A 21,170-nucleotide genomic window follows, 5' to 3' on the forward strand; every position below is an offset into this window, starting at 1 on the left:
TTAATTGTTTTCCGGCATGCAGTGACAAGCCTTATTCACTTACACCAAGCGTTGCTAGGACCGGACGATGCCTCGCCCCACTTTCATCCTGACTAGATAAAACTGTGAAGTCAGTTATTTTCCAGCCCCCTCCATGCACAAAAACATGATCAATTGGAATTCCCAAAGTTGCGGGCAGGCTCGTAGGCCACGTCCCCTCATATTGCTTCCCCATTACCGCACCCGCGTTTTCGCATTGCGCAAGGCCTGTTCCAGCAAAATTATCGACAGTAGAGTTCACATCACCAACAATGATCGTTGGCCCATCAGACTCGCATAACTCACCGAGAGCTGTAACCGCGCGATTCCACTCAGCGTTTCCATCCGACAACAATGGGATAGGTAAATGCACTGCGACAACTCGAGGCATTCCATTACTCAATTGAATAGTTGCTGCACTCTTTGAATATGTAGCGTGCCTACCGCTAGGCAACATTGTGTGCTGCTCTGTAGTAAATATTGCAGTCAAGGAATCTTGAGGTCGAGCCATCACATACCCTGCTGGTTGTAACGCTGCAGCCAGCAGCTGCACAACATCTGAGTTTATTGACGGCAACACTAGAACATCAGGATGATGCCTTAGCGTTTCTGCTGCGATAGTTTGTGCGTCCACAAGGGAGCCGTTGGTATTCCACGACATGACAGTCAAAGATGACGTTACATTGTTTTCGGACCCTTGTTGAGGTTCTGCCCCGTGCATAAGTGTTACCACCATGATGCTGGCGGCACTCGCAACAGGAATTAATAGAGACCGAGCAAACCTGCGAAACTGTCGGAAAATCAGTGATGTTGTGAGCAGTACCGTACACAACACTAAACCCCACGTACACACGGCACGCCACGCTACGATTCCTGCAATAACAGGCAAACGAGCAATATCAGTATGTGCAGAAAACCATGGAAGGACGAACAACGCACTGGCAACGCAGCCAACAATAAATACGGGAACGCTTAACCACACCTGAAGACGAAATAGTCTTGATTGACTACTTACATTCGTTTTTGCATCCATTAACGGCAAATATTAGCATCAGCACAATCGGGTTTAGTCAAAATAAAAAAGTTCCTCTCGCATGAGAGGAACTTTTCATATGTATGGCTGGGGTACCAGGACTCGAACCTAGAATGACGGTACCAGAAACCGTTGTGTTGCCAATTACACCATACCCCACTGGATTCGACCTTTTGGCTTGATTTCAACGATTTAACGATGAGCTCGTCAGGTCTAGCCCGGCATGCCGGACTTCCAACAACGAAAACATTACCCGAGGTACTCGTCGGAAACCAAATTCTACAGACGTGTTACGCGTTACTCTTCTGCCGGTTTCGTTCAGCACTCGATGCGTTATCAGTTCCCGCTGCGCTTCAACAGGTCCGCCAAAGACTTCACAACAGTGATGGAAGTATCCGCCGCATGGTCGTGTGACTCGTCGTGCGGCCCGCCGCGGCGTGTTCCAGCGCGATCCACCCAAATCCCCTGCCCTAACCCTGCGTGGACAGCGCCTCGAGCATCAAAGTCGAGTTCGTCGCCAACATATGCGACATGCTCTGGTGATAATCCTAAGAGCCTGACAGCTTCAAGGAATACCCGCGGGTCTGGTTTGCCCACCCCAAACGTGTCTAAAGTGACCAGCAGATCCACATCATCAAGCCCGCATATAGCAAGTTTTTCTGTTTGCATTGCCCGCGGCGCGTTCGATAAAGCGCCAACAAGGATGCCCTGCGCACGCAATTCATCGACCACAGTGCGCGACTCAGCAAAAGGCTGCCAGCCGGTACGGAACGCATTCTGGAATACGGCATCCCACTCGTCAAAGCCTGCATCGTTCAGTATCTGACCGCCAAAAGCTTCATGCACTTCGTTGGCGCGAGCCATGCGCTGCTCTCGTGCAGTTTTCTCACCACGCGTATACGCCCGATAGTGTCCGTTAGGGTCCGTGCGCCACATGGCGAGAACCTCGTGGTGGCGTTCGGGTGGTAGGTGTGGCATGAAAGTATCCACAAGCACTGTCACACAATGGGCAAAGGCGCCCCGCGTATCGACGAGGGTGTCGTCGATATCGAACAGGACGCCTTTGATGGTGTTGCTTAAAGTCACTGGGCTGCTCCAAGGAAGTCACGGAACGCTTTCAAACGTTGCAGTGACGATTCCTTACCTAAGATTTCCATAGATTCAAACAACGGTGGCGACACGCGGCGGCCAGTTACTGCAACACGCAACGGTGTGAATGCCAGACGAGGTTTTACACCCATGTCGTCAACGAGCACTGCACGCAATGCCTGCTGAACGTCGTGTGGGTGAGCAAGCGAGTCAAGACCTTCAATAAGTTCAATGGAACGGTTAAGGATCTCTACACGCTGCTCGATTTTGTTGACCTGAGTTAAAGACTCTTCGTCATAGTTCGCCGCAATGTCTGCGTCAGAAACAAACAAGAACCCAAGCATTCCCTTAGCCTCACCAAGCAACGTCATACGCTCTTGGACGAGTGGTGCCGCCTGCGTGAGGATATCCTGCTCACGTTCAGTGAGCTGCTCAAACGACGACGCTGTGACAAGGTGCGCTTCATGCAGGTAAGGAACCATACGCTGCGTGAAGTCAGCGATGTCGAGCATACGCATGTGTGTCGAGTTGATGGCTTCAGCTTTTTTCAAGTCGAAACGTGCAGGGTTAGACAGCACATCTTTGACGTCAAAAGCGGCAACCATTTCCTCCATAGAGAAAATGTCGTTGTCTGGAGCGATAGACCAACCCAACAGAGCAAGATAGTTGAGCAAACCTTCGCGTGTGAAACCGCGCTCGCGGTGGTGGAAAAGGTTTGATTCTGGGTCTCGTTTGGACAGTTTCTTGTTGCCCTCTCCCATCACGTATGGGAGGTGGCCGAACTGTGGCATGACCTGGGCGATACCTAATTCCAGCAAGGCCTGGTACAGCACAACCTGGCGTGGGGTGGAGGACAGCAAGTCCTCGCCGCGAAGCACGTGGGTAACTTCCATCAGTGCGTCATCTACTGGGTTAACCAGTGTGTACAGTGGCTGACCGTTTGCACGAACAACCACATAATCTGGCACTGTTCCAACTTTGAAGGTGACGTCTTCGCCGCGTACTACGTCAAAGAATGACACGTCTTCGTCGGGCATGCGCATACGCAAAACAGGTTCGCGACCTTCAGCACGGAAAGCAGCTTTTTGCTCGTCTGTGAGGGTGCGGTCATAGCCGTCGTATCCCATGGCCTTTGAGCGTCCAGCGGCAACGTTACGAGCTTCGATTTCTTCTGGGGTGGAGAATGACTCATACACGTATCCGCCGTCAACAAGTTTTTTGATGACGTCTTGGTAGATGTCTGCGCGTTGTGACTGACGGTATGGTCCGTGAGGTCCACCAACTTCGATGCCTTCGTCCCAGTCCAATCCAAGCCACGTGAGTGCTTCGATGAGCTGCTGGTAGCTTTCTTCCGAGTCACGTTCTGCGTCTGTGTCCTCGATACGGAAAATGAGTTTTCCGCCGGTGTGACGCGCATACGCCCAGTTGAAAAGGGCGGTGCGGATCAAACCTACGTGAGGAGTTCCAGTTGGTGACGGGCAAAAGCGTACGCGCACTTCAGAGCCGGTTGTCTGTGCGGGCGTGGACGTTGAGGTAGTCAAGGCGCACCTTTGGTAGTGAGTGTGGTGTACACGCTTGTGGTGCGTGTACGAATTCTTATGTTACTTCTAAGCGCTTACGCGCACGTGTGGACTAGTCGTCCCAGGAGCGACGCAGTACCGGGTTGGATAGAGTGCCAATACCTTCAATGGTGCAGTCCACGCGGTCCTGGTGGCTGAGCACTCCCACTCCTGCGGGGGTTCCCGTCAAGATGACGTCTCCAGGCAGCAGCGTGAAAAGCTTCTGAAATGTATGACACCAAAAACGCTGGGTCAAAGATCATGTCGGCGGTGTTGCCGTCTTGTTTGAGTTCGCCGTTGACTGTGGATTGGATGACAGCGTCTTCTGGTTTGAAGTCTGTTTCAATCCACGGCCCAAGCGGGCAAGACGAGTCGAACCCTTTAGCGCGCGCCCACTGTCCGTCGGTGCGTTGTGCATCTCGCGCGGTGACATCGTTTGCGACTGTGTAGCCAAGAATGTGACGGTGTGCGTTTTCTGGGCTGACGTTGCGGGTGAGTCGGCCAATGACGATGGCAAGTTCTGCTTCGTAAGAAACTTCTTCAGAGAAGTCAGGCAGGACGATGGGGTCGTCTGGGCCGATTACTGCCGTGTTTGGTTTGAAGAACAGCAGCGGCGATGTGGGTGTTTCGTTGCCCATTTCTTTCACGTGGTCGGCATAGTTACGCCCCACACCAACCACTTTAGAACGTGGAATTACTGGCGATAGGAGGCGCACTCCATCACCGAGTTCAAGTCTCTCTCCAGTGGGAGCAATCGGTGTGTAGAGTGGGTCGCCGCTCAGGACAGCAATGTAGTCTTTGCCGTTATCTGACTGAATGAATCCGTACCGGGGTTCGTCGCCGGTTGTAAATCTCGCTATTCGCACACCACATAGTCTAGTTGGTTTCATGCGAGCGGCGGGGGCGAATGAAGCGAGCTTCACACCACAATCGTGGCTGACTACATAGGTAGGACGCACCGGAAACTGGTGTGCCCTACCTAGAAAACGGTGAGATTACGCTTTCACGATGACTTCGCCGTTGGGCACGATGAACCAGCCGTCTGGTTCTTCAGCCCAGTTTTGCCACTCGTGGGCGAGTTCTTCTAAGGCAACATCATCGGCGAGTTGAGCTTCTTTGGCTTGGTGGGCGAAGTTTGAGGCGACGCATCGTTCTGCCCACAGCCCGCCCCACCAGGTGCGGGTTTCTGGTGTTGCATAACACCAGATTCCAGCCGACGGGTAAATACTGTTTTGGTCAATTCCTGCGCTGTGGAACCACGACAGTAGACGACGTCCAGCATCAGCCTCGTACCCGTAAGCGCTCGTTACCTCGTGGTAGAGCGCATTCCATTCGTCGAGTCCAGGGTTAGGCGGATACCACGTCATGGATCCGTAGTCTGCTTCTCGAACAGCAATGATTCCGCCGTCTTTCACAACGCGGCGCATCTCTTGGATGGCTGCAACAGGATCAGACAAGTGCTGAAGGACCTGATGGGCGTGAACAACATCAAAAGAATTGTCAGCGAAAGGCAACTTGTATGCGTTTGCGTGCTGGAAGTCGACGTTGGTTACGTTCTCTTCAGCGGCATGCGCACGTGCGTCGTCTAAAACTTCGTCTGCCGCGTCAACGCCAATAACCTGCCCCGGCGCGACATGGCGGGCAAGATCAACGGTGAGGGTTCCAGGACCGCACCCAATATCGAGTACGGTCTGTCCGCTGTGTAATTGCGGTGCAAGATATGCAGCAGAGTTCGAGACCGTCCTCCACCGGTGCGAGCGCAACACTGATTCGTGGTGTCCGTGAGTGTACGACTCTGATTCCAAAGCCTGTTCACTGTGTGCGGTTCGAGGCGCAACACGTACATCGTTATGGGTTGCCGATGTGCGGTGTAGGTCCTTTGCTGCAAAGTCATTCATACTTCGACGTTAAATACCTTTGCCACATAATGAACCACCCTTCTCACATTACGGTCACGCATGTTTCGAGGAAGACCACGCTTCAAGCAGTGTTTTTCAAGGAACTACGCAGAAAGAACCAGTAAAGTGCACTGTATGAGTTCTCCAACACATCACCCGCTCACTGCTGCTTCCCGAGACAATGCACCAGAGTTACGGCGCCTTGGACACTCCGGGCTCACCGTCTCTGCAATCGGGCTTGGCTGTAACAACCTTGGGCGAACTCACACCGCAACCGAATCGTTAAAAGTCAGCACAACGGTTGTACGAGCAGCAATCGACGCAGGTATCACCCTGTTCGATGTCGCAGACAATTACGGAAAAACCCCCGGAGTTTCAGAAGAGTTCCTCGGCAAAGCGTTAGGCTCCCAGCGAGAAAACGTCATCGTTGCAACAAAATTTGGGATGAACAACGCAGGCATTTCAGGGCCAGACTTCGGAGCCCGCGGATCACGCGCCTACATTATGCGCTGCGTAGAAGGCTCACTACGCCGCCTCAACACCGACTACATCGACCTCTACCAACACCACACCCCTGACCTGCACACACCTATCGACGAAACCCTCTCCGCGTTAGACGACCTCATCACTCAAGGGAAAGTCCGATACATCGGACACTCCAATCGCAGCGGATGGCAAGTAGCGCAAGCAGAATATGTAGCACGCGAACTCGGCACGGCACGATTCATATCCAGCCAAAACCACTACAACCTGCTTGATCGTCGCGCCGAACTAGAAATCGTTCCTGCCGCACAAGAATTCGGGTTAGGTGTCCTCCCCTACTTCCCACTCGCCAACGGGCTACTCACCGGAAAATACTCCAAAAACAATGCGCCAGCAGACGGCCGCGTCACCCACAGCAAACCCGAACTATTAGAAACCGCTCCATGGGACGCACTCGCACAACTAGAAGACTTCGCCCGCGAGCGCAACATGACCCTACTTGAAGTCGCTTTTTCGTGGCTTGCGGCACAACCCGTTGTGTCATCGGTGATTGCGGGTGCAACGTCGATCGCTCAAATAAACCAGAACGCTCAAGCGATTCACCCACTAAGCGTTGATGATCGTGCAGTGATCGACTCTATTTTTCCGCCTCCAGCACGCATCGCGCTCTTCTAACGCCGCAAACGAGTGCGAACGCTAGTTAAGAATCACAACGCAAAGGTTTGGGTTGGTTGAGTTACCGAACGTAGCCTAAGTGTGTGAGTGTTTCTGTTACCACCGAACTGGCTGCATCAACGTGGCGGTCTTTAGCGTTTGAACATAAGGTGCGTGCAGACACGTTGACGGCCCGGTGGCGTGAAGCACACGATGCGCAGCGCGCCCACGAAATCGAAGATTTCTTGTTTTCGTACTATCCGATTCGTCCTGCCCGCTTACGGCATTGGGCTGCGGGGGTTGGGGTTTTACTCCTTCCAGAACACTCCGATCCTGATGTTGGCGCAGAATTAACAAAACGCCAGCAGGCACGCTGGTTTACTCGTGTTCAAGACGGTGTCATGTTGGACATCGAAGCATATAACCGAGACCGCGGACCTGCCGTGAAATACATTCGCGCGCTTTTGTCAGGCACAGCTTCACGTCCCGCGAACCTTGGCTGTTTTGGACTGCACGAGTGGGCGATGGTGTACCAGCAAGACGAGACTCGTCACGCGCTACCACTGCGTTTAGGCAGTAAAGAAACCGACCGTGTCGTTGAAGTCAACAAAATCAGGTGCACGCACTTCGATGCGTTCCGCTTCTTCACACCTGCAGCGCGCCCGTTCAACCGCATGCAGCCAACACGAGACACCCAACCCCTGCTAGAGCAGCCAGGATGTTTGCACGCCAACATGGATTTATATAAGTGGGCGTGGAAATTAACGCCAGCAGCTCCAGGGGATCTACTCCTCGACTGTTTTGAACTGGCCCGCGACATCCGCTACTTAGACATGCAGGCCTCCCCCTATGACGTGTCCAAGTTCGGGCTACCGCCCGTACGCATTGAAACACCGGAAGGTAAAACCGAATATTCACGACGACAAGGCGAATTCGCGGAACGCTCCCAGCCGTTACGCCAACGCCTCATCGACGTGTGCGATTCAGTTCTTCGCTAAACTCACTACAGTTTTCGTCCGCATAGATTCACAAGTCAGGTGCTCACCATGGTGAAGAGTTCAGAGCAGTCGCCCGTCACGGCTGATGTCATGTATATGGAATTCTTTAGCCGCGAAGACGGCACCGCCCCTACAGTCGACGACGTGCTGCACGCGTTCACTGAATTGAATCTTGTTGGGGTGGCCGCAGCAGGTGCGACCTTTGGGCTTGATACTGCGGTCATCGCAAAAATTGCTGTCGTACCCGACAACGACGACGCTGCCGTTTTCGTGTCCACTCCTGACGGCGCTGTGAGTGAAGGTGGTTTTGCTGGCGATATCTGTGTGGAGCTTTCTCGTCGTCTCTCAGCGCCCCTTATTGCAGACGAGTATGTGTCATACAACCCAAACGGTGGGCACGAACCCGAATTTGTGGAGTTGGATCCTCGCAGACAAAGCATCGACCAAGTTGTAGGTTTCCCTGATGAGTGGCGGGTGTCCCCTGTCCGGTTGCGCTCGCGGGCGTGTGCTTACGCTAGTGAGCGTGATGGTCTGAGTGTTGCTGAGGCTGTTGCTGCTGATACTTCACGTCCTGTTCGGGTGTGGTCTGTGGCTGGCTTGTCGGTTGTTGAATTGCCTGAGGGGGTTGCAGAGTTACCTGTGGGGTTGCGTCAGGTGGCACGTGATCGTGTTGTTCTTGCTTCGCGTGCCGGTGATGTGCGTTGCGTGCAGGTGAGTGCGGGTAGTCGTCGGAAGCCTGTTGATTTTGTGGTTGCGTGTTTGCCTCGTTTTTTGGCTGTTGAATGTGTTTCTGGGTCTCCTGCACATGATGTTGTTGTGTCGTTGGAGCCAGCGCGTGTTGTTGCTGGGCAGGTTTCGCTTAGTCGGAGGGGGTTCCCGCACGAGTTATTAGATATTTTTGGGCAATTGAGTGTGTGGGATGAGCGCGGCCTATTTTTTGATCGGGCGTTTGGGGCGTTGTCTTTGCCGCAAGCTCTTGTTTCGTGTGTTGAAGGTGACTGGCTTTCCGACGATGTGCCGGTTGTTGTCGAGCCGCCTGCGGACGCGGGTAAGCAGGGTTCGTCTGTGCATGGCTGGTTGGGGCGTATTTTCCAAAAATAAATGTTGGTGTCTAGTTCTCGCCTGTATGCTTACCGGTCAGTACTCCCAACAGTAAAGTATGTGTCATGCGTGTTTTTCCTGACTCCGATGTGGCATTGCAGCAGCACGGTTTATCTCTTGTGGGCATCGAAGTTCTTCCTCGCGAATGTGGGGAGGGCCCGACCCTCGATGAGGTCTCTGCTTTTTTCGCGGCGCGTAAGGTGTTAGCGAGCGTTGGATTAGGCGAACGGTTTGGCAGCACTGCGCAAGTCGTTGTTAACTGCGCGGCTTTCGAAGACGACTATCTTGCTGTTGCCTCACAAGCCGATACAGTGGGCCGCGGTCAACATATTGAAGAGTTTCTGCGCGGGCTAGCGTATGGACTGGACACCACGGTTATTGCTGATGGAACGGTTATTGTTGGCGCTGATGGAAGTTTCCAGTTCTATGAAGGTCTAGGCGAGGATGCTCCCTGCCGTTCTTTAACTGTCATGTCTTCTCCGGGGCTGCATAGTGTCAGTAACATCGTTTTTTCTAATACCGATGTTTACGGTTATATGCGTGTCGAGAACCACGGACTCTTGTTATCTGAGAAGTCGGCGCTCCCTGGTGGGCACCTTTTGGTTTTTGACGAGAAAACACTACCGTTAACTACGTTTGTGGTTGATGGGGACGTCCGTACTGTTCATTTTTCTGCAGTAAAGAATGCTCCACCGCTCGTCACGCTTCATTGCGGGCCATCATTTGATGCAGTGTGCTCTCCCCCGCTTGGGTCTACCGCACGGGATGTGGAGCAGCTCCTCATTGAGCTACCTAAAGTCATAATTGATGACGAAGACCTTACGCGCCGTCAACAAAAGAGTTTAAAGTCTGGTTCGCCTAGTGGGCGTGCATATTCTCAACTTACTGCGGCTGCTAGTGATCTTGTCTCTGGCGAGAGTGTAACTTTTTTTGAACGTGTTGCTCAGGTTCTGCATTTTTCGCCAGCGGTTATCGCAGCGTTACAAGATTTTCAGGAGCAGTCCGTTACTCAGCAGAAAAGTCCACGTGAATACGGCTATGCAGTATTCGATCACGCGTTACTGCGTAATACCCGCTCACTGCTAGCACCTGAAGCAATCTTTTTGAGTGTAGAAATAAATAAAAAGTACATACAAAAAAATAATTATGTTTCTACATCATCTCTAATGAAACGCACTGTACGCACTGCTTCTCTTATGACTGTTTTTTGTGGAATTTTGGGCGTTTCTGCTCTCTTATCTATGGTCGTGCCTAGTATTCGTGACACACTAGATATCAACATAGCTTTTCCTCTTACACTCGGTTTTATATTTTTTTATTTCACTGGCTGCTATCTAAATATTCTATGTAGACGTTCCATGCTATCTGCATTCTTTCAAGAGTTAGAAAACAGCAATAAACTCATTTCCGCATTGCGCTCTTCGCATTCAACTAAGGAATCCACATGGAATTAACTTTAGATCGTAGACTCGCAAAACATAATGTTCATTTTGCATATATCACTGTTGATCTTCCTGATGAACTAGAAGACAGTGCTTACTCTGCTAGGTATAGCTCTACTTTAGGGTTGTCCGAAATCATTAATTTTTTGCACACAAAAAAGATTCTTGCTGCGGTGCATAAAGGAAAAGATTTAGGAATCGACTATCAAGCGCTCATATGTGTTGCAATACATCCAGAGTCAGAGAACGTTGTCATCGCGTCAGAGGCCGGACAAGCAGCCGTCGACGCTGACATGGACATCGATGATTTAGCTTCACATTTATCTGAAATTTCAGACAGAGAATGCGAAACATATGAATCCACGGATAATTTGTTGGCGTATGACGCTGGAGATTCTTCCCCGTGGGCTGGAACCAGCCTACAAATCATGCCGGATACAACCCCCGCCAGTTCCTTAGAAGCCCTTATCAGTGATGGTGGCTGGTATTCGTTAAAAGATTCTTATGCGCTGAGTTACCCCAGTGTTGGGCAGGTTGGTTCTGTTCTGTGGGAATCACGTGATGCCCAAAGAACCCGTTTGTGCCTCATTACTGCAGGTGAACGCAAATCACTCATTATTTATGAGCAGCCTGGTGCTGATGCTCTCATGGCTCTTCACCATGTTCCTGCGGGACAAGCAGTCGTTGACGTTCCCGTAGGCTCGGACGCACATACTATCCAGCAGGAACTCGTGATAGGTCAGCGTCTCGTCTTTAAGGACTGTTGGCTTAACGAATACGATTTTAATAAAATCGGTTTTGACGAGGTTCCAGAAGAAGATTTTGTATCGCTTCAAACTGAGCACTGTTGGAAAACTGCAGTTTCTGTCGCCCAGCGTTCGCAGGAACTTCTTGCTGCTCCCGCTGACCAATTCTTTGACAATGCGATACAAGCTGCAGCGCTGCCTCCTAGCCTTGCCAGTAGTGTCCGCTGGTTTAACGCGACCGGGGGGCCAGCACGCGTCGGTGTAAATGGGTCGCCTTTGGCTATCACCTATGTGAAAGAACATTCTTCTTCTGTAGGCGGAGCGGTCGTTGATTCTGTAAAGGTTTTGCTCAGTTCGCACTTTAAAGGGCAGGAAAAGCAAGCGAGTGTGTGGAATCGATTCCGCACCACCCGCTTCTTTTACATTCTTGAAGCGTTACTTCTTACGGGCTTGGGCGCTCTGCTCTTCCTCGACAAGTTTCATCTTCTACCATTCAACGTTGGTTTCCTTGAGGCTCTGCCTTCGTGGCTGATCAATGTTTTAGGTGGTGTGCTGCTTGTGATGGGTGTTCCCCGTTTTTGGAAAGTTAACAGCGGTAAAATCGCTCGATCTTTACTCGCTCAAGCTGAACAGGACAATGTGTTTACGTTGGCACCACGTTCACCGGTGAGTGCTACTAGCTATAACTCCGGTGAGGCTCCACCGGGAATGATCACAAAGTTTTAGACCCGCATCGGTTAGGTCCCACGACGCAACTCCTACGGCTTTGCGTCGTAGGCGGCACGGTCCTGAGCGTCTATAGCCCACACGTAGCCGGGAACGTCTCCTGGCAAGAATGGGTTTCCGTGTCCAACAAACCGTTGCGCTGTGTTCCCGTGTTTCTTTTTGTCTTCCCAGTCTTTTAAAGCACCGAAGAACCATTTACTTAAGGCGACAATCGCGACGAGGTTGGTGGTTGCCATGAAGGCCATCGCAATATCTGCGAGTGTCCATACTGTTTCTAGGCTGAGTAGTGCTCCAACCGCAAAGCTAGCAAGTACGGCGACTCTAAAGTATGAGAGTTTACGTCCGGCAACACCTAAATAGTTGAGGTTTGATTCGGCGTAACTGTAGTTCCCGAAAAGGGTTGTGAAAGCGAACGCAAAGATGATGAAGGATGTTAACCAGACAGACCAGCCACCCAAACTTCCAACAATCGCGTCGTTGGTGAGTTCTGCGCCTTGCGCTGACCCGATACTGTCTACGCCATACACGCCTGATGCCATGATCATGAACGCTGTTGCCGTGCACACGATCATGGTGTCAAAGAAGACACCTAAGGACTGGATGAGGCCTTGTTTTACTGGGTGTGAGACGCTGGCCGTTGCCGCCATGTTTGGAGCAGACCCCATCCCCGCTTCGTTAGAGAACAGTCCACGTTTTGTTCCGTTGAGTAACGCTGCAAGAATTCCAGCACCTGAGCCGACGAGAGCTTCGTTGAGCCCAAAAGCTCCTTGGAAGATATTGGCGAATATGCCGGGGACACTGTTTAGATTTAACAAGATGATGAAGAGCGCGACTGCTACATAGAAGCCCGCAACAAACGGCATTACTTTCCCTGCAAAAGCTGCGATGCGTCGAACGCCTTTGAGCAATAAAGGCGCTGACAGGGCGACAAGTGCAAGTGCGGTTACCCATTGTGGCACGGTGTGGTTGGCGTGCAGGGTGTCAGCGATTGTGTTGGCTTGCACCATGTTGAATGCGAAGCCATAAGCAAAGATCAAAAGTACTGCAAAAATTGAAGCCCATACCGGTGATTTCAGTCCGGTTCGGATGTAATAGGCTGGACCGCCGCGGTACGTTCCGTCCGGCATTTTTACTTTGAATATTTGAGCGAGGGTTGCTTCCACAAAACCGGTTGCCATACCCACAAAGGCGACTACCCACATCCAAAAAATAGCGCCTGGGCCACCTAATGTGAGCGCTAGGGCGACACCGACAATGTTTCCGGTTCCTACACGTGAGGCCATTCCGGTGGCAAATGCTTGAAATGACGATATCCCGTGGCCTTCGTCGTCCTTCGAGAGCATGGTGCGCCACATGTCAGGAAAGTGCCGTAGTTGCACGAGGCATGTACGAATCGAAAAGTACAAGCCAACTCCAACAAGCACATATATCAGCATGTAGGTGTACAAGAAGTCGCTGATAGTGGCTAGGACGGGTTGGCTGTCGGCCACAATACGCACCGCCTCAATCTTCATATGTGCTCCTTGTACTTCGCTCCTGTGCTCTTTTTGACTTGTACGAATACTAGTTGCTTTCACGAGTTTCGGTTTAAACGGTGTGTGTGTTTGTGAAGACCTGAGACAATGGAGGGGATGTCTACTTCAGCGCCTCTTGCCCTTGCTCTTTCCCGCCTTACCGACGACGCAAGCCCTGATCAGGTCCTTGGTTCGTTTGTTCAGTTTGCTGCTGATCGCGGGTTGTCCCTGTATCCAGCGCAGGAAGAAGCAATCATCGAGTTGCTTTCTGAAAATCATGTGATTTTGGCTACGCCTACAGGTTCAGGGAAGTCGCTTGTGGCTATGGCTGCGCACTTTATTGCCCTTGCTCGTGGGCAGCGTAGTTTTTATACAGCTCCGTTAAAAGCGTTGGTTTCAGAAAAGTTTTTTGATCTTGTTTCTGTGTTTGGGTCAGAGAATGTTGGCATGATGACCGGTGATTCTGCGGTTAACCCTGATGCCCCTATTATTTGTTGCACTGCGGAAATCCTCGCAAATCAGGCTTTGCGACGAGGCGGCGTGGATGCGTTTGATCCGGGCGTTGATCAAGTTGTTATGGATGAGTTCCACTACTATGCCGACCCACAACGTGGTTGGGCTTGGCAGGTTCCTTTACTTGAGCTTCCGCACGTACAGTTCTTACTTTTGTCTGCAACTCTTGGGGATACGTCGTTCTTCCGTAAAGAGTTAAAGGAACGTACCGGCCGTGATGTTGTAGAAGTTGCAGGTGTGGAACGCCCGGTTCCCCTGCATTTCTCGTATGTGGTGGAGCCTTTAGGTGAACTCATCGAAGAGCTAGTAAGTACGCACCGCGCGCCCGTGTACGTCGTTCACTTTACGCAAAAGGATGCGGTTGATCGCGCGCAGGCGTTGCTTTCAACGAAGATTGCGTCCAAGCAAGACAAAGAAGCGATCGCTGCTGAACTTGGTGAGTTTAGGTTTGGTTCTGGTTTCGGTAAGTTGCTTTCTAAGTTTTTGCGTGCGGGTATTGGTGTGCATCATGCGGGCATGTTGCCTAAGTATCGCCGTGTTGTTGAGCGTCTTACGCAAAAGGGTCTGCTGAAGGTTGTGTGTGGTACTGACACGCTTGGTGTTGGTATTAACGTGCCGATTCGTACAGTGCTGCTGACGTCTTTGGTGAAGTTTGATGGTGAACGTATGCGGCATCTGACTGCCCGCGAATTTCATCAGATTGCTGGACGTGCAGGTCGTGCAGGATACGACACTGTTGGTGAAGTGCTTGTGATGGCGCCGGATCATGTGATCGAAAACCGTAAAATGCTTGAAAAAGCAGGTGATGATCCAAAGAAACTGAAGAAGATTGTTCGTAAGAAAGCCCCTTCTGGGCATGTGAACTGGACTGAGTCCACATATGAACGTCTTATTGAGGCGCCTCCTGAGCCATTGAACAGTCAGTTCGCTGTCACTCACGCCATGATTTTGAATGTTCTTGCGCGTAAAGATAGTGAGGGTCGGGCTGTTGATCCTGTTGCTTCTATGCGCCATCTCCTCACAGCTAACCATGATCCTGAAGCAAAGAAGCGTGCGCATGTTCGTCAGGCTTTCCGGATTTACCGGTCTATGCGTCAGTCTGGAATCGTTGAGAAAGTAAAGGTTCCCACGGGTGTGGTTGGTGGCCGGTCGTCTTACCGCGTGCAACTGACTGTGGATGTTCCAGACAATTTCGCGTTGAACCAGCCGTTGTCTCCGTTTGCTGTTGCTGCAATGGATTTGATTGCGGCTGACTCCCCCACTCATGGGTTGGATATTTTGTCGATTATTGAGTCGACGTTGGATGATCCACGTCAGGTGCTTTTTGGTCAGGAGCGGGCAGCCAAGGCGGTTGCTGTTGCTGAGATGAAGGCTGAAGGCATCGAATACGACGAACGTATGGCGTTGTTGGAAGACATCAGTTGGCCGAAACCTCTCGAAGATATTCTTATTCCTGCTTTCCACACGTATAAGCAAACAAATCCGTGGGTTTCTGGCATGGAGTTGAGCCCTAAGTCTGTGGTGCGAGATTTCTTAGAAAAGCTCAAACGTTTACTGAGTTTATTTCTCGTTATCAGCTTGAGCGTTCTGAGGGTGTTGTCCTGAAGTATCTTGCGGATGCATACCGCACTATGCGTCAGACTGTCCCCACTGAGCATCGCAGCGATGACGTTGAGGGTATTACGGAGTGGCTTGGTGAGCTCGTGCGTTCGGTTGACTCGTCGCTTTTGGACGAGTGGGAGCGTCTAGCTCATCCTGAAGATTTTGATCCCGAAAATGAGCCTGAGGTTATTGCGGAGGAAGCTCCTCGTCCGATTACGGCACAGGAGCGGGCGTTCATGGTGATGCTTCGTAATGCGTTGTTTTATCGTGTTGAGTTGTTGTCGCGTGAAGATTATGACGCGTTTGATCGACTTGCGGCCAAGGATGGCTGGAATGGCGACGATTGGGCTGACGCCATTGACCCTATGTTTGAGGATTATGGCGACGACGCTATCGGTATTGGTCCTGACGCTCGTTCCCCTAAATTACTGCAGATAACACGATCTGTTGACGACAATCCTAGGTTGTGGCGCGTACGACAAGTGTTGGATGATCCTCGCGGCGATCACGATTGGGCGATCACGGTGCTTGTTGATTTGGATGAAAGTGATGCGAGTGGCGAGGTTGCGTTGTCTATAGAGTCAGTTGGGCCGCTTCGCTAACTCGTGGAATTGTGTCCGGGTGAGTGTTCCTTGTACTTGATCAACGTATGTGTCGCGGTACGGCATCCAGTTGAGCAGTGGCGTGGTGATGTGGAAACCAAGTTTTTCGACGACTCTGCGGGAGGCTGTGTTGTGTGCGTCTGCACGCCATAGCACGACGCGTGCGTTCTTTTCGGTGAATACCCACTCTAAGATTCTGTGTGCTGCTCGGGGCATTACACCGCGTCCGCGCGCTTCGGGGTGTAGGACGTAGCCGATCTCGTAACGGTCGTTTCCGTGGGGCCACACACTCACATTTCCGACGAAGAGTGGGGTTCCGTCGCGTATTTCGTCTATTGCGAATTCGTGTCGTGTGTTTTCGTTCCATTGGGGTTCGACGTAGTCGTTTAAAAAGCCTTGCGCATGTTGAAGCGTGTAGGGGTGAGGCAACGGGATGAACCGTTGTGATGCTTCGTCTTGGCTTTGTTCTACTATCCGTGGGAGGTCCTCGGGGGTGTGCGCGCGAAGCATGATTCCTTCTCCTGAGAGCTGCGGAACGCAGTCAGGAAAGTGGAGTTGTGTCTGTTCGGCTGCTACTAGCGAGTCCATGTTGTGCACTATATCCCAATGATCAGGTGCACGACGACTAAAATATTGGCATGGCTAAGAAGAGTAAACACACTCATGGCACACAGGCTATTCTCACGTTAGAGCAGGCTGGCATTGACCACACTGTTCACCCTTACGAGCATGATCCTTCCACTGATCTTGGTTATGGCCTTGAGGCGGCGCAGGCTATTGGGGTTGCAGCGCAGCAAGTGTTTAAAACGTTGATGGTTGTTGCTGATGGAAAACTTGCGGTAGCTGTTGTGCCTGTTGATAAGAAATTGGATCTTAAAGCTTTAGCAACAGTGCTTGGCGTAAAAAAGGTGTCCATGGCTGACCCTGCTGCTGCGCAACGCGCTACAGGCTATGTTGTCGGCGGTATTTCACCGTTGGGCCAAAAAAACCGGCATCGCACTGTTATAGACGAGTCTGCTTTGTTGTTTGAGAAGGTGTATGTCTCTGGCGGCCGTCGCGGGTTAGATATTGGGTTGGGCCCGCAGGATCTATGTGCTGCTACGGCCGGCCAGATGTTTTCTATAGCGCGAGATTAAGCGGGCCTGTATCCGAATTCGCTGCCGCGGGTGGAAACGATCTGTTTTCCGAGTGGAAGGAGCGCTAACGGAATCATTTTGAAGTTAGCGATTCCGAGGGGTATGCCAATAATCGTGAAGCACAGCATGATGCCTGTGATGATGTGCCCGAGGGCTAACCACCAGCCTGCAAAGATAACCCAAATGATGTTTCCCAGTGTGGAGAATGCTCCAGCAGTTGGTTTATCTATTACTGCTCGTCCGAAGGGCCACAGTACGTAGTTGGCCATCCTGAAGGAGGCAATTCCGAAAGGGATGGTCACAATGAGTAGGCAACAAATAATTCCGGCGATGGCGTAGGCGATGGCTAGTTCAATGCCTGCGAAGATAAGCCAAATAATGTTCAGTAAAGTGCGCATTCTTCTACTGTACGTGGTGGATCTACCAGTGTGTTTTTCAGTCTTTCATGCAAGGCTTACGATTGGTGTGTTCCTTGCACACACGCACATGATTTCATTTTCAGAAAGGGGCTTTGCGTCCCATGGGTTTATTCCGACGTAAGCAGACGGTATCGGCTATCCCTGCTGGGGTTACTGAGTATTGGTCAGATGAGGATACCTCTGTAGTTGTCTCTATCCCGTTTGATGCTTCTGGACGAGATGAGTCACACGTTGCCGATGATTTATCTAACGCAGTGATTGCAACTATCGGCGGGATTCAGTCTGGCGATTTTGGCCACTGCATTCCTGAAGGTGTTTCAGGGGCGAGGGTCAAAGTTGAGGTGAACACGGGCGGCACAGTTTTGGGTCCGCTGTCTTTGCATACGCTTGATATTCTGCGGGAACGCTTGGGTAAGTCTATGTCTATTGATGTAAAAACTGACCCACAGGCTGTTGAAGCTGCGGAAAAGGCTCGGGAAGAAGAAGCGAAGAAGCCTACGCCGGGCATGCCGGAACTTCCTAAATATGATGCTGACGGAAAGAAACTTTCGATTTGGCAGTCGATGAAGTTAGCTGCTGAGCAGCAGGCTCAGGCGGCAAACACCGCTTCTGATTCAGCTGCTTCAGTGTCTCCGCGTGAGGATTTGTCTCCTGCTGTCTTTACGTGGAATGAGACTGATGGCGCTTTGCGTGCCGATATTGTGGTGCTGGGTGAGGCTGGTGCAGACGCGCAGACTCAGGCTGATGTGTCGCATTTAGTTGAGCGGACGTTAGGTTCGCTCAATGCTGCAGAAACGTTAGCTGTAGTTCCTGATGGTGCTTCGGGGTACGACATTCAACTTACTGTTGCAGTCAATGAGGATGCGGCTGGTCCGCTTACTCTTGCGAAGCTTGAGCAAGGCGAGAATCAATTTGCTGGGACGCGAGTTGATTTTGTGGTGATTGTAGATTCTCGTTCAGCGATTGAAGAGATGATCGCTGAATAGTTGGTGTACGGGTGGGGCCTCATTATTGATGAGGCCCCACCCGTTGTATGTGTTGGGGTTTATGCCAGCAAACTTTCTTGGCGTCGTTCTAAGACTGCACCGCTCATAATGAGGATGCCGCTTAGTGCGAGGAGTAGCCCTACTGCCCCGTATTCCCCAAACTGGTTTTGCAGGCTGGGCAGGTAGTAGGGGTAAAGCGCTGGTATGACGATGGAGAGTGAGTAACCTAGACCGTATCCGGTTGATCGGACGTGTGTGGGGAATTTCTCTGAGAGGTACGCCCCGATTGGCCCGTATACGGACACGGTGAAGATTTGGAGTAGGACAACCCAGATGATTACTCCGCTTAGTGTTGTGGCTTCCCAGATGAACAGGTAGCTAGGTGGGGCAATGAGCGTGATGACGATGCCTGCAATGATGAAGAATTTTCGTCGTCCGAGGAAGGTTGATAGGTGTCCGCACGCCCACATTGATACTGCTGCGATTGCGGTCCCGTATAGCATGATCAGGGTTACTTGGGTGGGGGTCCATTGCTGTAGTGCGGTGAGTTGTCGTGTTACGACTGGGATCGTCATGTTTGCGATGATCCACAGCCCTGTCATGAGTAAGAAAATCCGTGCGAAGGTTCCTCGGTGTGTGCCGAGGGTGACTTCGCTCAGTGCAGTGGTTTTGATGCCTGTTGTGGGCGGTGTTGCGTGAAGTTGTCGAGCTGTGTCGGATTCTTTTACTTTGGCTAGGTAGATGCACATCATCACTGCTGCGAGTGTGGCTGATATGAGGAATGGGATTCTCCATCCCCATGCTGCGTACGTGTCTATGCCTAGCGTGGCGAGTAGCAGGAGTGTGAGGGCCGCGATTGTTACGTTGGCGAGCGGTGACATTGCCATGATTCCACCGCTTAGCGATCCTCTGTTGCGAGGGCGAGTCCATTCCATTGCGAGCGGAATGGCTGCGGAGTATTGTCCACCAAGGAATAGTCCGCCAAGGAACCGCATGATGATGACCCAGTAGAGTGTCCATGCACCCCAACTGGTGTGGTCGGGTACAAGGGCTATTGCGTAGGTTGTGAGTGAGATCCCTGCGAGTGTGACAACTGCAATGGTTTTGCGACCATACTTGTCTGCCACTGGCCCAAAGATGAGAGAGCCGAGTGGCCGTCCGATGAGTGTGGCGACAAAGACGAGTCCTGCTGTTTGGGCAAGGTTATCTTCGCCAAAGAGTTGTGCTGTTACCGGTGCTAACGCGATGACGGGAACGAAGATGTCGAACTGATCCACATAGTTTGCGGCGAGTGCTGATTTGACGGCCGCTTTTTTGGATTTTTCTTGATTTTCGTTGGTGGTTTTCCCGTTTTCGGGTAGCACTGTTGTAGGTATAGAAGTAGTCATAACTTCTCTCTTCCGTGCCGGCATGATCCGGTCTGGTGTGACGGTCGAAGCCGTGTCAGCTTCCTCTCAGCCCGGTTCGCCGGACTCCCGTGGGACGTTCATAGGCTAAATCACTTCATCGCACATGTGTGGATTTGTCTCATAATGCGCACACACGCATGTGTGGTGTTTATGGAACGCGTTTGAGCCATTCTTCGGTGCCGAACTTTTCGTTGACGAGTTCCGCCGCTCGGGCACGCTCGTGTTCGCTTACGTGTGATTCTGTTGTTTTGTAGCGGCTACGGAAGTGCTCGAGGAAGGCTTTAATGATTGCTTCGCGGGTCATTCCGGTTTGCGAACGTAATGGGTCGACCCGTTTTTTCGCTGATTTAATGCCTTTGTCTGATAGTTTTTCGCGGCCGATGCGTAGCACGTCAAGCATTTTGTTGGCGTCGATGTCGTAGCTCATGGTGACGTGGTGCAGAACCGTTCCACCGGCGAGCCGTTTTTGGGCTGCACCAGCAATTTTTCCGTGCTCTGAGGCGATATCGTTCAGTGGTTTGTAGACTGCTTTAATGCCGATTTCGGCGAGTGCGTCAATGACCCACTGATCGAGGAATTTGTAGGATTCTTCAAAGGTCATGCCATCTACGAGTGATTGTGGGACGATCAGCGAGTAGGTGATGGTGTTGCCTGGTTCTACGAACATAGCTCCGCCACCCGATATGCGTCGCACTACGGTCACGTCATGTTTGTTGGCTGCTTCTTCGTCGACTTCGTTGCGGTAGGACTGGAACGAACCAATAATGACGGCGTTAGAAGCCCACTCCCAGATGCGTAGCACTGGGCCGCGAGCGCCTGATTCCACAAATTCGGTTTGTGCTTGATCAAGGGCAACCTGCATTGGCGGGTGTGCTGGTTGGTCGTGGATGATGTCGAAGGTGTGGTCGTCCCACGTTGTTGCTTTACCTAATGCACGACGAGTGACTGTTGCTAGGGCACGTGAGTCGAACCCTAGCAGGGTCATGTCGTCGGTGATTGCCTCATCAACGGCTGAGCTTATCTGGGCAAAACTCGATTCGGCTGGGAGGCCATCAATTGCTTTGTTGAGGATGTCTAATGCGTGGTCAGGTTCTAAAAAGAAGTCACCACTGATTGCAACATTCGCGAGTTTGTCTTCAACAACGTCAAGGTCTATTGCTACGAGTTTTCCGCCAGGAACTTTATATTCTGCTCTCACCTAATCAAGGTTACGCCTGTACACGCATAGTTTTGGTGTGTGGT

Annotated in this window: 16 protein-coding genes, 1 tRNA gene and 2 pseudogenes; 8 read left to right on the top strand and 11 right to left on the bottom strand. The window is 51.6% G+C overall.

Going from position 1 to position 21,170, the window contains the following annotated elements; genetic code table 11:
• Positions 1-31 precede the first annotated feature (31 nt).
• The 6 genes and pseudogenes from ACR9EC_RS05320 to ACR9EC_RS05345 all read right to left on the bottom strand — a co-directional run bounded on the left by ACR9EC_RS05320 (position 32) and on the right by ACR9EC_RS05345 (position 5,597).
• Positions 32-1,000 (bottom strand): endonuclease/exonuclease/phosphatase family protein, encoded by a 969-nt coding sequence (locus tag ACR9EC_RS05320; RefSeq protein ID WP_435300456.1) that lies wholly within the window; start codon positions 998-1,000, stop codon positions 32-34.
• A 135-nt stretch (positions 1,001-1,135) separates the two neighbouring features.
• Positions 1,136-1,210 (bottom strand) — tRNA-Gln (locus ACR9EC_RS05325).
• A gap of 177 nt (positions 1,211-1,387) precedes the next feature.
• A complete protein-coding gene (locus ACR9EC_RS05330) occupies positions 1,388-2,137 on the bottom strand; it encodes an HAD family hydrolase (protein ID WP_435300457.1) in 750 nt (249 codons plus the stop codon).
• A complete protein-coding gene (gene gltX, locus ACR9EC_RS05335; protein ID WP_435300458.1) occupies positions 2,134-3,681 on the bottom strand; it encodes a glutamate--tRNA ligase in 1,548 nt (515 codons plus the stop codon). Before gltX ends, ACR9EC_RS05330 begins: the two co-directional genes overlap by 4 nt.
• Positions 3,682-3,772: 91 nt before the next feature.
• A pseudogene (locus ACR9EC_RS05340) lies at positions 3,773-4,565 on the bottom strand (fumarylacetoacetate hydrolase family protein).
• A 129-nt stretch (positions 4,566-4,694) separates the two neighbouring features.
• Complete coding sequence (locus ACR9EC_RS05345; RefSeq protein WP_435300459.1) at positions 4,695-5,597, bottom strand: methyltransferase domain-containing protein; 903 nt, start codon at positions 5,595-5,597, stop codon at positions 4,695-4,697.
• Positions 5,598-5,732: 135 nt separating this feature from the next.
• On the opposite strand from ACR9EC_RS05345, the gene ACR9EC_RS05350 reads away from it, so the two are divergent.
• From ACR9EC_RS05350 to ACR9EC_RS05370, 5 genes are all read left to right on the top strand, one after another.
• On the top strand, positions 5,733-6,755 hold the full coding sequence (locus ACR9EC_RS05350; protein WP_435300460.1) for an aldo/keto reductase: 1,023 nt from the start codon (positions 5,733-5,735) through the stop codon (positions 6,753-6,755).
• A gap of 83 nt (positions 6,756-6,838) precedes the next feature.
• Positions 6,839-7,732 carry a 3-methyladenine DNA glycosylase gene (locus ACR9EC_RS05355; RefSeq protein WP_435300461.1) on the top strand — a complete coding sequence of 298 codons (894 nt, stop codon included), beginning with the start codon at positions 6,839-6,841 and terminating at the stop codon, positions 7,730-7,732.
• A gap of 48 nt (positions 7,733-7,780) precedes the next feature.
• Positions 7,781-8,833, top strand: a complete 1,053-nt coding sequence (locus ACR9EC_RS05360) for a hypothetical protein (protein WP_435300462.1) — start codon at positions 7,781-7,783, stop codon at positions 8,831-8,833.
• A 65-nt stretch (positions 8,834-8,898) separates the two neighbouring features.
• Positions 8,899-10,287: a hypothetical protein gene (locus ACR9EC_RS05365; protein WP_435300463.1), complete on the top strand. Its 1,389-nt coding sequence runs from the start codon at positions 8,899-8,901 to the stop codon at positions 10,285-10,287.
• Positions 10,278-11,747 carry a hypothetical protein gene (locus ACR9EC_RS05370; protein ID WP_435300464.1) on the top strand — a complete coding sequence of 490 codons (1,470 nt, stop codon included), beginning with the start codon at positions 10,278-10,280 and terminating at the stop codon, positions 11,745-11,747. The genes ACR9EC_RS05365 and ACR9EC_RS05370 overlap by 10 nt, the downstream gene beginning before the upstream one ends.
• 32 nt (positions 11,748-11,779) lie before the next feature.
• Here ACR9EC_RS05370 and ACR9EC_RS05375 read toward each other — a convergent pair whose 3' ends face one another.
• Complete coding sequence (locus ACR9EC_RS05375; RefSeq protein WP_435300465.1) at positions 11,780-13,261, bottom strand: alanine/glycine:cation symporter family protein; 1,482 nt, start codon at positions 13,259-13,261, stop codon at positions 11,780-11,782.
• 117 nt (positions 13,262-13,378) lie between these two features.
• On the opposite strand from ACR9EC_RS05375, the pseudogene ACR9EC_RS05380 reads away from it, so the two are divergent.
• Positions 13,379-15,978: pseudogene (locus ACR9EC_RS05380) on the top strand (DEAD/DEAH box helicase).
• Here the strand turns inward: ACR9EC_RS05380 and ACR9EC_RS05385 are convergent.
• A complete protein-coding gene (locus ACR9EC_RS05385; RefSeq protein WP_435300466.1) occupies positions 15,958-16,566 on the bottom strand; it encodes a GNAT family N-acetyltransferase in 609 nt (202 codons plus the stop codon). The pseudogene ACR9EC_RS05380 and the gene ACR9EC_RS05385 sit on opposite strands and share 21 nt — an antisense overlap.
• 50 nt (positions 16,567-16,616) lie before the next feature.
• Between ACR9EC_RS05385 and ybaK the strand changes: the two genes are divergently transcribed.
• The gene (gene ybaK, locus ACR9EC_RS05390; protein ID WP_435300467.1) at positions 16,617-17,114 is read left to right on the top strand and encodes a Cys-tRNA(Pro) deacylase; all 498 of its coding nucleotides are present in this window, start codon (positions 16,617-16,619) and stop codon (positions 17,112-17,114) included.
• Here the strand turns inward: ybaK and ACR9EC_RS05395 are convergent.
• Entirely contained in the window at positions 17,111-17,512 is a 402-nt protein-coding gene (locus tag ACR9EC_RS05395; RefSeq protein ID WP_435300468.1) for a YccF domain-containing protein, read from the bottom strand. The two genes, ybaK and ACR9EC_RS05395, sit on opposite strands and share 4 nt — an antisense overlap.
• A 122-nt stretch (positions 17,513-17,634) precedes the next feature.
• On the opposite strand from ACR9EC_RS05395, the gene ACR9EC_RS05400 reads away from it, so the two are divergent.
• Positions 17,635-18,519: a hypothetical protein gene (locus ACR9EC_RS05400; RefSeq protein WP_435300469.1), complete on the top strand. Its 885-nt coding sequence runs from the start codon at positions 17,635-17,637 to the stop codon at positions 18,517-18,519.
• A 59-nt stretch (positions 18,520-18,578) separates the two neighbouring features.
• Here ACR9EC_RS05400 and ACR9EC_RS05405 read toward each other — a convergent pair whose 3' ends face one another.
• Positions 18,579-19,907: an MFS transporter gene (locus tag ACR9EC_RS05405; protein ID WP_435300470.1), complete on the bottom strand. Its 1,329-nt coding sequence runs from the start codon at positions 19,905-19,907 to the stop codon at positions 18,579-18,581.
• A gap of 169 nt (positions 19,908-20,076) precedes the next feature.
• Entirely contained in the window at positions 20,077-21,126 is a 1,050-nt protein-coding gene (locus tag ACR9EC_RS05410; RefSeq protein ID WP_435300471.1) for a lipoate--protein ligase family protein, read from the bottom strand.
• Positions 21,127-21,170 lie beyond the last annotated feature (44 nt).

The organism is Timonella sp. A28, assembly GCF_051200815.1.
Taxonomy (GTDB): domain Bacteria; phylum Actinomycetota; class Actinomycetes; order Actinomycetales; family Cellulomonadaceae; genus Timonella.

Excerpts from the sequence above, each read along its gene's own strand:
- ACR9EC_RS05345 (WP_435300459.1), bottom strand. The coding sequence starts at position 5,597 with ATGAATGACTTTGCAGCAAAGGACCTACACCGCACATCGGCAACCCAT.
- ACR9EC_RS05350 (WP_435300460.1), top strand. The coding sequence starts at position 5,733 with ATGAGTTCTCCAACACATCACCCGCTCACTGCTGCTTCCCGAGACAAT.
- ACR9EC_RS05360 (WP_435300462.1), top strand. The coding sequence starts at position 7,781 with ATGGTGAAGAGTTCAGAGCAGTCGCCCGTCACGGCTGATGTCATGTAT.
- ACR9EC_RS05365 (WP_435300463.1), top strand. The coding sequence starts at position 8,899 with ATGCGTGTTTTTCCTGACTCCGATGTGGCATTGCAGCAGCACGGTTTA.
- ACR9EC_RS05370 (WP_435300464.1), top strand. The coding sequence starts at position 10,278 with ATGGAATTAACTTTAGATCGTAGACTCGCAAAACATAATGTTCATTTT.
- ACR9EC_RS05375 (WP_435300465.1), bottom strand. The coding sequence starts at position 13,261 with ATGAAGATTGAGGCGGTGCGTATTGTGGCCGACAGCCAACCCGTCCTA.
- ACR9EC_RS05385 (WP_435300466.1), bottom strand. The coding sequence starts at position 16,566 with ATGGACTCGCTAGTAGCAGCCGAACAGACACAACTCCACTTTCCTGAC.
- ybaK (WP_435300467.1), top strand. The coding sequence starts at position 16,617 with ATGGCTAAGAAGAGTAAACACACTCATGGCACACAGGCTATTCTCACG.
- ACR9EC_RS05395 (WP_435300468.1), bottom strand. The coding sequence starts at position 17,512 with ATGCGCACTTTACTGAACATTATTTGGCTTATCTTCGCAGGCATTGAA.
- ACR9EC_RS05400 (WP_435300469.1), top strand. The coding sequence starts at position 17,635 with ATGGGTTTATTCCGACGTAAGCAGACGGTATCGGCTATCCCTGCTGGG.
- ACR9EC_RS05405 (WP_435300470.1), bottom strand. The coding sequence starts at position 19,907 with ATGACTACTTCTATACCTACAACAGTGCTACCCGAAAACGGGAAAACC.